Source organism: Longimicrobium sp., from assembly GCF_036399255.1.
Taxonomy (GTDB): Bacteria; Gemmatimonadota; Gemmatimonadetes; order Longimicrobiales; family Longimicrobiaceae; genus Longimicrobium.
Genome location: NZ_DASWNM010000084.1, coordinates 1 through 13806, shown reverse-complemented (window position 1 = coordinate 13806; position 13806 = coordinate 1). Strand labels below are relative to the sequence as shown.

Here is a 13806-nt window from a genome sequence, read left to right as displayed (position 1 = left end):
ATGGCTGAGCCGATTCCGCCGGCTGGCGAAAGATTACGAACGCCTGAGTGAGACTCTCGCCGGATTGCATTATGTCGCCTTCGCGTGCTTGATGCTTCGCAAGGCTTACAAGCTCCTGGAGATCGGTTCATAACAGCCTCTGAGGGAGGAAACGGACCCATGGAACAACGAGAGCAGCCGCACGGGACCCGGGCCGTGATCTGGGACATCGACGGCACCCTGATCGACAGCGAGCCGCTGCACTTCGCGGCGCTGCTGCACGCCTGCCGCATCCACGACTGCCCGGTGACCGCCGAGGAGAACGACCGGATGCTGGGGCTGAGCGTTCTGGACGTGTGGCGCTGGCTGCGCGCCGAGCGCGGCCTTGCGGCCGAGTTCGAGCCGTGGGCCGGGGAGATCGTGCGCTACTACGTCGAGCACGTCGCGCCCGCGATGATCCGCCCGGGGGTGCGCGAGACGGTGGAAGGCCTGGCCCGGCGCGGGATCCCGCAAGGGTGCGTCTCCACCGCCGAGCACCGGATCGTCATGGCCAACCTGCACGCCATCGGCGTCTTTCGCTTCATGGGCTGCGTCGTCAGCCGCGAAGACGTCACCCACACCAAGCCCGACCCCGAGCCCTACCGCCTTGCCACCCGCCTGCTGGGCGTGCCGCCGGAGCGCTGCCTGGCCGTGGAGGACACCGAGGTGGGCGTCGCGTCGGCCAAGTCGGCCGGGATCACCGCGGTGGCGTGGCCGCACGCGATGAGCCGGTCGATGCGCTTCGACGCGGCGGACCTGGTGATCGCCGACCTGCGGGAGCTGCCCCTGGAGGCGGCGTGGCTCTCATGACGACGTCCGGGGTGGCCTTTCTGGGGCTGGGAAGGATGGGCGGGGCCATGGCGGCCAACCTTCTCTCGGCCGGGTTCGACCTGACCGTGTGGAACCGCTCGGGCGAAAAGTGCTCGCCGCTGGCCGCGCGGGGGGCGCGCGTGGCCGGCACCCCGGCCCAGGCGGCGCGGGGCGCGGAGGCGGTGCTGTACAGCCTGGCGGACGACGAGGCGCTGGAGCACGTGGTCTTTGGCCCCGGCGGGATCATGGAAGGGATCGCGCCCGGGCAGCTGGCGGTCAACCTCAGCACGGTGCACCCGGACCTGAGCCGCCGCGAGAAGGCCGCCTACACCGCCCGCGGCGCCGACTACCTCGACGCGCCGGTCTTCGGCAGCCAGCCCGAGGCCGAGGCCGGCGGGCTGTGGATCGTGGCCGGCGGCGACCGCGCCGCGTTCGACCGGGCGCAGCCGTTCCTGGCGCCGCTCAGCACCTCGACGCACTACATGGGAGAAACCGGCAAGGGTGCCGCCATGGGCCTGATCGGCAGCCTGGTGGTGGGGCTGCAGCTCCAGGCGCTGGGCGAAGCCCTGGTCCTGGCGCAGAAGGCGGGGCTGGACGTCCCCTCCGTGCTGGAGATCCTGGGGCTTCCCGACTTTCGCTCGCCGATCTTCACCGGCATGGGAGGCGGCATCGTGCGCAGGGACTTTCAGCCGGTCTTTTCCCTGGAGCACCTGCACAAGGACGTCAACCAGGTGGCGAGGCTCGCGGAGCAGCTGGTGGTTCCCACCCCCGGCTCGGCCGTGGTCCGCGAGTGCATCAAGGCCGCGATGTGCCAGGGGCTGGGAGGGGAGAACGCGTCGGCCCTGGTGAAGGTGCTGGAGCAGCAGGCGAACCTGACCATCGGAGGCGCGGATGCGCGCGGATGAGCTGCGTGCCTGGAGCGTTCACGGGCTGACCGCCCTGGGCCCGGTCCTGGCGTTCCTGGCCCTTGGCGCGATCCGCGAGCGCGACTGGCGGGCGGCGATGCTCTGGCTGGGCGCCGCCGTCGTCATCGACACCTTCGACGGCACGCTGGCCCGGCGCTTCCGGGTCCGCGAGGTCCTGCCGGACTTCGACGGCAAGATGGTGGACTGGGTCTCGGACTTCCTGAACTTCGTCTTCATCCCGGCCGTGCTCCTTTTCGAGGCCGGGCTGGTGCCGGAGCGCCTGCGCTTCGCCTGCGTGCTCCTGGTGCTGTTCTCGGCCGCCTACCACTTCGGCAACCGCAAGGGCGTAACCGACGACTTTCACTTCCGGGGGTTTCCGGCCTTCTGGAACCTGGTCGTGTACTACCTGCTGATCCTGGGCCTGCCCCTGGCCTGGAACGCCGCGCTGGTGCTGCTGTTCTTCGTGCTCCACTTCGTCCCCGTCAGGATCGTCTACCCGACCCACGCGCGCCGCTTCCGGGTCCAGGTGGCCGGCCTGACGGTGCTCTGGCTGGTCAACACGCTGCTGGTCGTGGCGGCCTTTCCCGACGTGCCTCCCTGGCTGGTCTGGCTGTCGCTGCTGTTCCTGGGCTGGATGGTGGCCCTGGGCCTTGCGTCCACGCCCCGCCGCATCCCCGCGGGTGCCTGACGCCGGGAAGCGGACCTCCCGAACGGAGCCAGCGGAGTCGTTCTCCCTGGCTCCGTCGCTTTTTCGTGTGGGGCAATCGTTTCCCGGCCGCTGCGGACCGGGCCTACGGCGCTCCCGGCGTGGCCTCGCGCCCGCTCATCTCCTGCGTGGCGATGCGGAACAGCACCGTGCGGTGGGGCGCCGGATCGTCGGGCGCCAGCGTCTCGGGGACCAGTGCCCGCAGCAGCTCCACGCCCTTGGCGCGCGCCGCCTCCTGCCACTCCGCGCCTCCTTCGTGGATCACGTAGAACCCGCCGTGCACCACCACGCTGCGCCACTGGAAGAGTCCCTCCACCTCGTCCACCTCGAACGCCACCGGCCACCACTGCTCGCCGGTGGCGGCCAGCTTGGCGCCCGGCGAGGTGCGGCCGTACAGCCACTCCCCGTCGAACACGTAGTGCAGCGGCTCGATGTCCACGTGGTTCTTGAGCGAATAGGCGATCCGTCCCACGTGGTTGCGCGCCAGGATCTGCTCGCATTCTTCGCGGTTCAGCGCGCGGATGCGCGGCTGGGTGGTGCTCATGCTGCCCTCACCGGTTTGATTGCGTTTCGCGCACCGCCTCGTGCGCCGTCGTCCTTCCTCCTGCCCACCGCACGGACCATGCGGGCCGGGAGATGCGGATCGTCCATCCCCTGCCGCTCCGATCATCACCCCTTCACCCCATCACCCCTTCACCCCTTCACCGCGCGCTACTCCACGTCCTCCCGCTCCACCCCCTCGAACTCCGTAATCCAGTCCGCGCCATACGCCCGCGACGGCGTCTGGAATCCGGCCGGCGCCTCCCCGGCCCGCACGCGGCGCACGGCCTCCACCGCGGTGCGGGCCGTGAGCGTGTAGCCTTCGGGGGTGCGCAGGCGGGTGACGGCGCGGCGGCCGTCCGCATCCTCCACCCGGCCCCAGAGCAGGCTGGCGCCGCGCTCCCGCTGCTCGGGCGTGGGGCCGGGCGGGCCCCTGCGGATGGCGCGCTTCATCAGCCCCTGCACCGGCGCCGAGCCCATCAGCCACCCCAGCCGCCGCGTGGCGCGCAGCAGCCGCACCTGGCGGGCGGGGACGCGGGTGTACACCTCCACGTCCGGGATCCCCGTGCTGTGGAACGCGGTGGACACGTCGCCCCAGGGGATGGTGGTGACCGTCACCGGCCCGCGTCCGAAGTCCACCTGCATGGACCGGTACGCCGCCGGCACGCGGACGATGCGCCCGCCCCGCCGCACCGCGCCGCCCTCGCCCGCGTTCTCCGCCATCGTCGTCAGCGTGCCGCGCGACGCCCCGCCGATGGCCTGGAACGCCAGCGTCAGCGAGGTGGCGGAGGGGAGCCGCCGCTTGAGGTGCGCCGCCAGGCAGTCCGAGGGCACCACGTCGAAGCCGGCGCCCGGCATCATCATCACCCCCGCCGCGCGTGCCTTGCCGTCCAGCGCCGCCACCATCTCGAACACGCCCAGCTCGCCGGTGATGTCCAGGTAGTGCACGCCCGTGCGCAGACACGCATCCACCATTGGCCGTGCCGTGCGCGAGAACGGGCCGGCCGCGTGCAGTACCACGCGCGTCTCGCGGAGCGCGGCGTCCAGGGCGGCCGCGTCGTCCAGCGCAAAGGCGCGGTGCGGCATGCCCAGCTCCGCCGCCTGCGCCGCCAGCGCGCCCGCGTCGCGCCCGGCCAGCAGCGGGGTGAGCCCCTGCGCGCGCGCGCGCTCCGCGATCAGCCGGCCGGTGTATCCGTAGGACCCGTAGAGCAAAAAGTCGGCGGCCATGGCAGGGGCGGTAAAGGGGATGCGACACGGATCGTGCACACATTCTACGCCGTGCGGACCAGTGACGCATCCCGCGGCCCGTGGGAGAATCCACGAAGCCTGCAAGGGTTTCTCCCACAGACCCGCCTGTCTGTCCGGGTTATCTTGTCAGCGTGATCGGTACACACGACGGGCTCGGCGCGTAAGAGCCGTGGATGGATGCAGATAGGGGGATTGACGCCTCATGACGAATATCGACGACGCGGTGGCCGCGGCGCCTGGCGCGCGGGTCTCGCCGCGGATTCCCACGCTGTTTGGCCGCGCGGCGCGGATGCGCTGCCCCAACTGCGGCGGCGACCGGCTGCCGGAGCGGTGGATGAAGCTGAAGCTCAAGTGCGGAAGCTGCGGCATGCGCACCGAGCGGGGCGAGGAAGACTACTTCCTGGGCGGGATGATGCTGAACATCGTCCTGGCCGAGGGGCTGCTGGTGGTGGCCGCGCTGATCCTGGCCGCGGCCACGTGGCCGGACGTGCCGTGGGACCTGATGCTGTGGGGCGGGCTGGTGCTGATGGTGATTGCGCCGTTCCTCTTCTATCCGCTCTCGCTGTGCCTGTGGATCGCCGCCGACCTCATGGTGCGCCCGCTGACCGCCGGCGAGCTGGAATGGCACCGCGCCAGCTCTGCGGGCGAGTTCCGGAAGCAGCGGGACAGGTGAGAGGGATAGGGAATAGGGAACAGGGAATAGGGAATAGCGGGCAAGACACGGCGTTTGGCTGGGATCGGGGTGTGGCGGCGGGCATCTCCTCGGGGTGGGCATCGTCCCTACGGGGGCATCGACTCGGGCGCCGCGCCGCCACGCGGGCTAAAGCCCGCGGCTAGAAGGGCCATAAGCCCCGCCCTGGGCTCGCGGAGCTCGCCCGGCGGGGCTTCACCTGCTGGGGTCGTCCGGGGCCGGTGCGTCGGGAGGGCCAGCCGGTCCCGCCGATTCGCCCGACGTGACTTCCTGAGGCTGAGAGAGTGTTGCCAAACCCTCACTTACAAAGAAGCGGTGACTTCCTGAGGGAGCGCACGAGGCGTACTCCGCCGTATCCCAGAGCCTGCGCGCGACCGAAGGACCTCGCGTGCATCACGACGGGCCGGGCGACGGAGTGCGGGCGTTGCCCACCCGAGCGGTTGAAGCCCCGTTCGGCGAGCGCAGCGAGCCGAGACGGGGCTTATGGCATTTCCAGCCGCGGGCTTTAGCCCGCGTCCCGTGTCCCGCGTCGCGCCCGCGTCCGCCCCCGCGCCCCTCGCCGCGTTCGGAGGCGCATCCGGACCCGCCTCGGACGGCGCCGGATTCCGCAACGCCGCGCGGTGCCGGGCCTCCGCGCCCCAGGCGTAAAGGGGCAGCATGACCGCCAGCAGCACCACCAGGTTCACCGCCGCGAAGGCAGTGCGCAGACCCATCCGCCGATGCAGCGCGATCGGCGGGCGGAAGACGGTGCCCGGGCCCTCCAGGATGAAGACGACCAGCGCCGCGTGGATCAGCGTGTGCCCGATCACCTCCGTCTTACCGAACACCATCGTGGTGGTAAAGAAGACCAGCGTGATCACCAGCGCCAGCGGCCGCTGCAGCAGGTTGATGATGAGCAGGTACCCCAGGCAGAACTCGATGAACGCCGCCGCCGTCAAAAAGAACCGCAGGTCCAGCCCCATCGCCAGCTGCGGGTTCTGCTGCAGCACGTACAACCCCCACTCCGGCCACACCAGCTTTTCCAGCGCCACCCAGCACAGCGAAAACCCCACCGTCAGGTACAGCGCAGGCAGCCCGGACCCGGCCAGCCGGGCGCTGCGCGACCCCGTCACGATCAGGTAGTACCCGATCCCCAGCACCAGCACGTAGTCCAGCATGTAGTACAGCCCCGCGCGCGCCACCCCCAGGCCGAACAGCAGCAGCAGCCCCGCCCCGGCGATGGCGGTGGTCGCCTCGAACAGCAGCAGCAGCGCCAGGAAGAACTGCAGCCATCCCTCCCACGCCGCCGCGATCGGCAGGTCGGGAAGCAGCACCAGGTCCGCCTGCCACGCCAGCAGCAGCACCGCGCCGGTCCCCACGCGCATCACCAGCCGGCTCTGCCCCGCCCGCGCCTCCAGCCAGCCGTTCAGCCGCTGGTACCACGGCTGGTGCCGCAGCCACGCGTCCAGCGGCACCATCCCCGCCACCACGATCACGCTCAGCACCGCCAGCGCGATGAACGCGGGGCCGACCACCTGCCCAACGCCGCGCGGCGAGTCCTGGAAGCTGAACTCGCTGAACCACTTGACGTGCGCCGCCGCCGGCGTGGCCGCCAGCATCGCCGTCACCCCCGCGAGCACCGCGGCCCGGACCATCCGCGGCGCGTGCATGGTGGATCGTATCGCCAAGCCCCGCCCCTCCTCCCGTGTGGAACCCCGAATCGAGCCGCCGTGTGCGCGCAAGCGATGCGCCACCTTCACGTACAGCGGGCGCGCGGGCTAAAGCCCGCGGCTAGAAGGGCCATAAGCCCCGCCCTGGGCTCGCGGAGCTCGCCCGGCGGGGCTTCACCTGCTCGGGTCGTCCAGGGCCGGCGCGCGTGGTGGCCGGCCGGTCCCGCCGATGCGCGCGACGTGACTTCCTGAGGCTGAGACGGTTGTGTGCCAAACCCTCACTTAAAAGAAGCGGTGACTTCCTGAGGGAGCGCACGAGGCGTACTCCGGCGTATCCCAGAGCCTGCGCGCGACCGAAGGACCTCGCCTGCATCACGACGGGGCGGGCGACGGAGTGCGGGCGGTGCCCACGCGAGCAGGTGAAGCCCCGTTCGGCGAGCGCAGCGAACCGAGACGGGGCTTATGGCATTTATAGCCGCGGGTTTCAACCCGCGGACACCGGGGCGATTGGGCACACCGGGCGATTTGGCACACCGTCCCCCGCCGCGCCGTCCTCCGCGGCGCCGTCCCCGCCCGGCGCCGGAGGCCGCCCCTGCGGCGGGCGGGGCGGCGGGATGATAGAATACGGGCAGCAGGACGCAGCGGCGCGATGAGCCCGCGTCACCCGGACCATGGAAGATGAGCACGATGCAGCCCGGATATCCGGCGGCGCGGACGGTGGCGCCGACCGTTTCGGAGCACCTGGACGCGCACCTGGCCGCGGCGCGGGGAAGCGGGTTCACCCAGTTCGCCCCGCAGCCGGACGTGGCGCAGATCGAGACGCTGATCGACGGCGCCTTCTGGGCCAGCCTGCAGCGCGAGGAGGGCCACGCGCCCAAGATCTCGCTGGCCTTCATCCCCCCCGAGGCCACGGGGCAGGCCATGCGCTTCGCCCACTGGCTGCCGCTGACGCCCGGCGGGCTGGCCAAGCTGGCGCCCGCCGTGGAGCGTCCCGGCATTCACCTGGGCGTGTGGCCCGACGGCGACGGGCTGCGCGTGTGGGGCACCACCCGCTCCGTGCCCAACCTGACCTTCGTGCTCGAGGTGGTGGAGCCCGGCCTGGTCGTCCTCAAGTACCGGCGCGGCGACGAGCTCGACAAGTACGGCACCATCGCCGTGCTGCGCGGCGACCACGTGCAGGTGGTGGACGAGCAGGGCGCCAGCCTTCCCGACTGTCCCCAGCTGCTCACCTCGCTGCTGGGCTTCGAGGCGCCCGTGCCGGCCATCGGCGCCACCAACGTGCTCATCCAGCTGGCCGTCTCCATGCGGGCGCACGGGCGCGGCGGGTCGCTGCTGGTGGTGCCGGTGGGGTCCGACGCGTGGCGCGACTCGGTGGCGCAGCCCATCCCCTACCTGGTGAACCCGTTCGACGACCTGGCCGGGCTGCTGCGGGCCGAGGAGGACGAGCGCATGCGCCCCGCCTGGCGCGACGCGCTGCGCCGGTCGGTGGACGCCGTCGCCGGGCTGACGGCCGTGGACGGCGCCACCGTGCTGAACGAGCGGCACGAGCTGCTGGCGTTCGGCGTCAAGCTGGTGCGCAAGCGCGGCAGCGAGCGGGTGGAGCGCGTGGCCCTTACTGCGCCCGTGGTGGGGAACGCGCCCGAGGTGGTGGACCCGTCGCGGCTGGGCGGCACGCGGCACCTGTCCGCCGCGCAGTTCGTGCACGACCAGCGCGACGCCATGGCCATGGTGGCCTCGCAGGACGGCCGCTTTACCGTCTTTGCCTGGTCCCCCTGCGAAGCCATGGTCCACGCCCACCGCGTCGAGACGCTGCTGATGTAGCTGCCGCGCTTTCAAGACAATGGGCTCAAGCTAGGGAACAGAAAGCTTAGCAAGTAGAGCCGCCCTTATCATAGTCCCTAAACTGCTCCACGGAGATCCTAGGCCAGACGGGTGCGTCCCTACCCATTGTAGAGAGGTCGACCGTGATCCCCCGCCCATTGTGGTGTGGGGGCAAGGCCCCTTCCGCTTTGGGCTGAACTTGTACATCTTTGCTGTCCCCGCTTGTCGCTCGGATGCAGGTGGAGCGGGTGAAAGGCACGGACGATCAGCTAAGCAGAGTAAACCAGACTAACCCGGTTTACTTGACACGGGTGGCAAGGAATTGTATAGTACCGGACCAATCGGTGCTCGCCGTACTAGCTCTTTACCGGGCCAGGCGGCAAATCCTACGGCCATCCTCACGGGTGGCCGTAGTTGTTTTTACTCCGATTGGAAGGGAGCAAAGCTCATGCGGATTTGCTATGTTGACGAGGCAGGTTGTACAGGCGCGCTCCCTAATCCTTCTTCAGATGTACAGCCGGTGTTTGTTCTCGGCGGCGTCGAGATTCCGCAGCCTTCCATCCACCGGGTTACTCACGAATTCCTCCATCTAAAGAAGCGATTCTACCCGAACCTCGCACCTAAGAGCGCGACGTATCTCGACTGGATCTTGACAGAGATCAAGGGTTCTGAGCTTCGCAAGGGAGCTGCGGACCCCAGCCATCGGAAGCGCCGCCACGCGCTCGGATTCCTGCATGAAACACTCTCGCTCTTGGAGACCGAAGGCGCGCGCATCAATGGCCGCGTTTGGATCAAGGGGATCGGGCAGGCCGTCAACGGACGCTCGATCTACACCTTCTCGCTCCAGTACATCTGCGGCTGCTTCAACAGGCAGTTGGAAGTAGACGACGAGTGGGGATTGCTGGTCTGCGACAGCCGAAACAAGGCGCTCAACTCTTTAGCGAGCTACTCAGTTTTTACGCAAAAGTTCAAAGCCAGCGGAGACAGTATCCCGCGAGTGCTGGAGATGCCCGTTTTTGGCCACAGTGAAAACCATGCAGGCGTGCAGATCGCAGATGTGATCTGCTCTGCGTTGCTTTTTCCGCTCGCGGTACACGCCTATTGCCGGACGGCGGTAACGAACCTTCATGTGCGGGACTACTCGCACCTGCGTGATCGGTTTACGGATCGATTAGGCGCCTTGCAGGTGCGCTATTGTGATCCGCAGAGGGGAGGGCGCCTGACCGGCGGCGTGACGGTGGATGATAAGATCGGGCGTAGACCTCGGACGGATATGTTCCCCGTACCGGTGCAGCGTGGGCTCGTCGCGGCGTGAGGACATTGAGTAAGAAAACAGACGGGGCGCCTGGTTGATCCGAGCGCCCCGTCTGTCTTGTAGCTTACCGGCGCGTTTCCACTTGGAGCCTGCTCTCCATCGTTCTTTGTCTCTTCTCTACAGGTTGTTGCAGGCGGTCTGGCTGGAGGTCTCGTCGGCGGCGCCGTGCATGCTGGTGGTGCCGCGCTCCACGCTGGCCGTGTATCCGCCGCCCGCCGTGCCCGGCGTGCTGAAGGTGATGCGCCCGTTGCCGTCGGAGCGGTACCAGGGAACCGAGCGCGCCGCCAGCAGGTCCTTGGTCTGCGTGTGCACGTGGTGGTAGCCGTTGGTGGCGCTCACCCCGAAGGTGATGAAGTCCGGCGTGGTGAGGTCCAGGAAGCGGCTGTTGATGCCGTTGCAGCTGCCGTGGTGGTTGCCCTTCACCACGTTCACGTTCATCCCCGGCGTCACGTCGTAGCCCGCCGCGTCGAAGTAGGCCAGCGCCGCGTGCTCCGCATCCCCCGAAAACCACATGCTGAAGCTGGCGCTGTCGGGGCCCACCAGCTTGAGCGGGACCGAGCGGTCGTTGGGGTCGCCCGTGGGATCGGGCTTCATCATGTGCAGCCTGGCCCCGCCGTCCAGCGTAAAGGTGCAGATGGTGGCGCCGGTGCCGCACGGGTCGTCGGTGTCGCGGTAGTCGGTTTCGCCGCGGGTGTCGCGGGCGGTCACCGTGTCGCGCAGCTCGGCCAGGGTGGAGCTGACCTGCGCGTCCTTGTTCTCGAAGAAGAGGGGGATGTGGATGTTGTGCGCCGTCTTGAAGAACTCGCGCAGGCCGCCGTGGTGGTCGTAGTGGGCGTGCGACATGATCATCATGTCGATGGTGCCGCCCGCCATCCCGAACTCGTCGATCAGGTCCGCCATGCGGCTCAGCCCCTGCCCGGCATCCAGGATGATGCGCGTGTCGCCGTTCTCGATGAAGATGGCGTCCGCCTGCCCCGCGTCGATGATGCGCACCGTCAGCGCGCCGCGCTTGCCCTCGTTGCGCCCGCCCGGCGTTCCCTTGTCCCCCGCGCCGAACGCGATGGTCGAGGTATGCCAGTTGGATCCCTTGGCGTCCGTGTTGTCGAGGCCGGGGTTGGACGTGCCGCGGGTGGCGCCCGCCGGCATGGCGGTGCCCCACACCACGCTGTCCACGCTGGCGCCGCCGCCGTCGCGCAGCGCCAGCCAGTCGGTGGTGTTGGCCAGGTTCAGCGTGCTGTACGCGTAGTTCACCGTCACGCCGCCGTTCGTCGAGCTGGTGGCGTTGCGGGCCAGCACCACGTAGCCGCCCGCCGGCACGCTGACGGCGCTGGCGATGGTCTGCGGCGAGTCGTTGGCGCTGTTGAGGGTCCAGCCCTGCAGGTTCACGGCGGATGCGCCGGTGTTGTGCACCTCGAACCACTCGCCGCTGGCGTCGGCCACGGCGTTGGGGTCCGCCATCACCTCGTTGATGATGATCTGCGAGGCGTAGGCGGATACGCCCAGGCTGGGGCCGGGGATGCGGGACGCGGTGGGAAGGTTGGCCAGGTCGCTACATGCCGAAAGCAGCACGAGCGCGGCAACCGCGGTTGCCGCGTGAAGTCGCAGGCGAAGCATGGGTCCTCCGGACGTGGGATGGGAGAAAGAGGTTCGCCGCTGAATCTCGCTCATCTCCCGCCACGATTGAACCCCCTGCCGCCCGCTCCGGACAGCCCACAAGTTGAATTATTTCAAAGATTTGTGGAGACAACATCTGACGTCCACGTGCGCGGATGCCGTCCTGCGATAGAGCTATGACCCCATCCGCTCCATCCATTAGAGCAACCGTGGACGGCGCTCGCGGACCCTCGGAATCCACCCGGTTACGAATTGTGAATGAGCACGCGGAGTACGGATCCCGCCGTGCTTCCAGAAGAATGGCCTCACACAGAGTCAACAGAGTCAGCAGAGTGCAAGTTCCTCTGCTGACTCTGTTGACTCTGTGTGAGGCCCAATCAGTTTGCTGGCGCGTCGGGAAGGTTTGCGCAGGCGGCCTGCAGGCGGGGACGGATGCGTTCGGGAGCGGAGTTCGCCTGCGCCATGCAGTCGCTGTACGGCGCCATGTTGCGCTCGTTCATCTTCCACTCGGGCGACACGTCCTCGCGCGCCGCCGCCGCGGAATCCTCCGCCGTGGGCGCGGGAGGCGGCCGGCCGGCGCGTGCCGCGGGGGGTTGTGAAGGCGGCGGCGACGCGGGCTCCGTGGCCTTCGCTGGTGCGGCAGACTGCGCGGCCGGCTGCGCCTGATCCGCCGGCGTGGTGTCGGACGATCGGGAGTCGGCGCCGCACGCCGCCAGCGACAACGCGGAGAGGAGGGCGATACTTCGCACGCCCATCGGGCGCGCGACCGCGGGAGGCACGGCCGGCGTTCGGACGACGCTCACGGCGTGGTGGGCGCGGCCTGTCCCGCGAGCAGCAGCGCCTCCAGCCGGGCGACCCGCGCTTCCAGCGATTCGATGCGTACGTCGCGGTCGGCGAGCTGGGTCCGCAGCTCCGCCGTGCGGCGCTCCAGGGCCTGGGCGGCGGCCAGGTTCACGCCGTCCAGGTCACTCATGTTGATGGTGGTCTGGTCCGCGCTCAGCCCGAACGCCGCGTGCCAGTCCTGCGCCATGGGGCCGATGTGGCGCACCCCGCCTTCTTCGCCGACGTACCGCCAGCTGCTCACCGGCACCGCGCGGATGCGCGCCAGCACGTCCTCCCCCTCTACCGTGCCGAAGTCACGCTTGCGGTTGCGGTCGGAGAGGGTGTTCCACGAGCCGCCCCCCGGGTTCAGCGACACGCCCGCCGTGGCGCCGCTGTTGGTGTAGAGGATGATCCCGCCCGACGCGCGGACCTGGAACGAGTTCGCCGCGCTGTTGGAGAACACGCCGGTGCTGGAGGCGTCGGCCCAGGTGAACGAGCCGGACTGCCCGTTGGCGCTGGCCCGCTGCCCCAGCGCCACCGCGTGGTCGGCGTTGGCGGTGACGTGGTAGCCCAGCGCCACCGACCCCACCCCCGAGGCGGCCGCCGTGTATCCCACGGCCGTGCAGTAGTTGCCCGAGCAGGTGTTGAGGGCGCCCGCGCTGAAGCCCGCCGTTCCGCTCACCGTGCCGCCCGAGCCCAGGGCGGCGGCGTAGTTGCCGGTGACGTTCAGGTTGCCGCCCATGGCGAACGACGCGATTCCCCTGGAGATCGTCTCGGTGCCTCCCGCCCACGAGAAGAAGCCGACGTTGTCGTCGTCCCAGTAGTCGTTCGCCAGGCCGCCGTCGGTGCTGCCGGCCCGGAACGCCGCCCGGAACGGGTGCCACATCATGCGGATGCCCGCGCCGGTCGCCGGAATGACTCCGATTCCCAGCGAGCCCGCCGCCAGCAGCCCGCCCGCGCTGTCCACGCGAAAGCGCTCGCTCAGCGGCGTGCCGGAGCGCGCCTGGAACAGGATGTCGGACTGGGCGGCCGCCGGCGTGGCGCCCGCGGCAAGGACGGCGGCAAGCGCCGCGAGAGAGATGGTGCCGCGCATGATGGTGTTCCTGAAAAAGGGTTGCGGATGATCAGTGCGACGCAGACTGCACCAGTTCGCGGTGGGTCCGGAGCCGGCCTCCCGCCAGCTCCACCCCTCCACGCGCGTCCAGGGCCCCGTCCTGCACGGAGTAGATGCCGGTCACACGCATTCGCGGCAGCCTGCCTCGTACCGTGCCGTCGCTCCCGGCCAGGATCAGCCGGCCCGTGGTGCTGGTGATGCCGCCGGTCGTGCCGGTGATCACGTCTCCGTTGGACGTAAGGTCGAACGCGTCCAGGCTCACCGTGACGCCGTCGTCCACCGTCACCCGGCCGACGGCGACGTTGCTGACCAGCACCGGATAGAAGGGGCGGGAGGTGGGGATGTGGACCGTGTCCAGCGGTCCGGGCGCGACGCCCACGCTCCAGTTGCCGCCGGTGCTCCAGTCGGTGTTCACGTTCCCCGTCCAGGCGCGGGTAATCCCCATCACGCTCACGGATTCCAGCCCCCGGCTGCGGCGCCCCACGGCCCGCAGCAGCGAAGTGCCGTAACCGCTGTAGCTGATGGTCACGGTTTTCGAGCCGCTCACCAGCGC

The 13806-nt window shown here is 69.5% G+C and carries 13 protein-coding genes and 1 pseudogene; 7 read left to right on the top strand and 7 right to left on the bottom strand.

Annotation, left to right across the window (positions count from 1 at the left end):
- The 4 genes and pseudogenes from VGC13_RS14750 to VGC13_RS14735 all read left to right on the top strand — a co-directional run.
- Nucleotides 1–133: pseudogene (locus tag VGC13_RS14750) on the top strand (IS5/IS1182 family transposase); the annotation flags it as partial.
- A gap of 26 nt (nt 134–159) precedes the next feature.
- Nucleotides 160–828, top strand: a complete 669-nt coding sequence (locus tag VGC13_RS14745) for an HAD family phosphatase (RefSeq protein WP_331126025.1) — start codon at nt 160–162, stop codon at nt 826–828.
- The gene (locus VGC13_RS14740; protein ID WP_331126026.1) at nt 825–1733 is read left to right on the top strand and encodes an NAD(P)-dependent oxidoreductase; all 909 of its coding nucleotides are present in this window, start codon (nt 825–827) and stop codon (nt 1731–1733) included. Before VGC13_RS14745 ends, VGC13_RS14740 begins: the two co-directional genes overlap by 4 nt.
- Nucleotides 1720–2421 (top strand): hypothetical protein, encoded by a 702-nt coding sequence (locus tag VGC13_RS14735; protein ID WP_331126024.1) that lies wholly within the window; start codon nt 1720–1722, stop codon nt 2419–2421. The genes VGC13_RS14740 and VGC13_RS14735 overlap by 14 nt, the downstream gene beginning before the upstream one ends.
- A 103-nt stretch (nt 2422–2524) precedes the next feature.
- On the opposite strand, the gene VGC13_RS14730 is transcribed toward VGC13_RS14735, so the two are convergent.
- Entirely contained in the window at nt 2525–2983 is a 459-nt protein-coding gene (locus VGC13_RS14730; protein WP_331126023.1) for a pyridoxamine 5'-phosphate oxidase family protein, read from the bottom strand.
- 167 nt (nt 2984–3150) lie between these two features.
- Nucleotides 3151–4206, bottom strand: a complete 1056-nt coding sequence (locus VGC13_RS14725; RefSeq protein WP_331126022.1) for a saccharopine dehydrogenase family protein — start codon at nt 4204–4206, stop codon at nt 3151–3153.
- 223 nt (nt 4207–4429) lie between these two features.
- On the opposite strand from VGC13_RS14725, the gene VGC13_RS14720 reads away from it, so the two are divergent.
- A complete protein-coding gene (locus VGC13_RS14720; protein WP_331126021.1) occupies nt 4430–4900 on the top strand; it encodes a DUF983 domain-containing protein in 471 nt (156 codons plus the stop codon).
- Nucleotides 4901–5220: 320 nt separating this feature from the next.
- Here the strand turns inward: VGC13_RS14720 and VGC13_RS14715 are convergent, their stop codons facing one another.
- Entirely contained in the window at nt 5221–6585 is a 1365-nt protein-coding gene (locus tag VGC13_RS14715) for a hypothetical protein (protein WP_331126020.1), read from the bottom strand.
- 660 nt (nt 6586–7245) lie between these two features.
- On the opposite strand from VGC13_RS14715, the gene VGC13_RS14710 reads away from it, so the two are divergent.
- Nucleotides 7246–8388 carry a putative sensor domain DACNV-containing protein gene (locus VGC13_RS14710; protein ID WP_331126019.1) on the top strand — a complete coding sequence of 381 codons (1143 nt, stop codon included), beginning with the start codon at nt 7246–7248 and terminating at the stop codon, nt 8386–8388.
- 448 nt (nt 8389–8836) lie between these two features.
- Complete coding sequence (locus VGC13_RS14705; RefSeq protein ID WP_331126018.1) at nt 8837–9703, top strand: DUF3800 domain-containing protein; 867 nt, start codon at nt 8837–8839, stop codon at nt 9701–9703.
- 117 nt (nt 9704–9820) lie between these two features.
- On the opposite strand, the gene VGC13_RS14700 is transcribed toward VGC13_RS14705, so the two are convergent.
- The 4 genes from VGC13_RS14700 to VGC13_RS14685 all read right to left on the bottom strand — a co-directional run.
- Nucleotides 9821–11317: a lamin tail domain-containing protein gene (locus tag VGC13_RS14700; RefSeq protein WP_331126017.1), complete on the bottom strand. Its 1497-nt coding sequence runs from the start codon at nt 11315–11317 to the stop codon at nt 9821–9823.
- Between the two features lie 377 nt (nt 11318–11694).
- Complete coding sequence (locus VGC13_RS14695; protein WP_331126016.1) at nt 11695–12066, bottom strand: hypothetical protein; 372 nt, start codon at nt 12064–12066, stop codon at nt 11695–11697.
- A 50-nt stretch (nt 12067–12116) separates the two neighbouring features.
- On the bottom strand, nt 12117–13232 hold the full coding sequence (locus VGC13_RS14690) for a tail fiber domain-containing protein (protein ID WP_331126015.1): 1116 nt from the start codon (nt 13230–13232) through the stop codon (nt 12117–12119).
- A gap of 31 nt (nt 13233–13263) precedes the next feature.
- Nucleotides 13264–13806, bottom strand: a 543-nt coding sequence (locus tag VGC13_RS14685; protein WP_331126014.1) for a hypothetical protein, incomplete at its 5' end; no start/stop codon positions are given.

Bases quoted from the DNA above. Each gene is read 5' to 3' on its own strand.
- VGC13_RS14745 (WP_331126025.1), top strand. From the start codon at position 160: ATGGAACAACGAGAGCAGCCGCACGGGACCCGGGCCGTGATCTGGGAC.
- VGC13_RS14740 (WP_331126026.1), top strand. From the start codon at position 825: ATGACGACGTCCGGGGTGGCCTTTCTGGGGCTGGGAAGGATGGGCGGG.
- VGC13_RS14735 (WP_331126024.1), top strand. From the start codon at position 1,720: ATGCGCGCGGATGAGCTGCGTGCCTGGAGCGTTCACGGGCTGACCGCC.
- VGC13_RS14730 (WP_331126023.1), bottom strand. From the start codon at position 2,983: ATGAGCACCACCCAGCCGCGCATCCGCGCGCTGAACCGCGAAGAATGC.
- VGC13_RS14725 (WP_331126022.1), bottom strand. From the start codon at position 4,206: ATGGCCGCCGACTTTTTGCTCTACGGGTCCTACGGATACACCGGCCGG.
- VGC13_RS14720 (WP_331126021.1), top strand. From the start codon at position 4,430: ATGACGAATATCGACGACGCGGTGGCCGCGGCGCCTGGCGCGCGGGTC.
- VGC13_RS14710 (WP_331126019.1), top strand. From the start codon at position 7,246: ATGAGCACGATGCAGCCCGGATATCCGGCGGCGCGGACGGTGGCGCCG.
- VGC13_RS14705 (WP_331126018.1), top strand. From the start codon at position 8,837: ATGCGGATTTGCTATGTTGACGAGGCAGGTTGTACAGGCGCGCTCCCT.
- VGC13_RS14700 (WP_331126017.1), bottom strand. From the start codon at position 11,317: ATGCTTCGCCTGCGACTTCACGCGGCAACCGCGGTTGCCGCGCTCGTG.
- VGC13_RS14690 (WP_331126015.1), bottom strand. From the start codon at position 13,232: ATGCGCGGCACCATCTCTCTCGCGGCGCTTGCCGCCGTCCTTGCCGCG.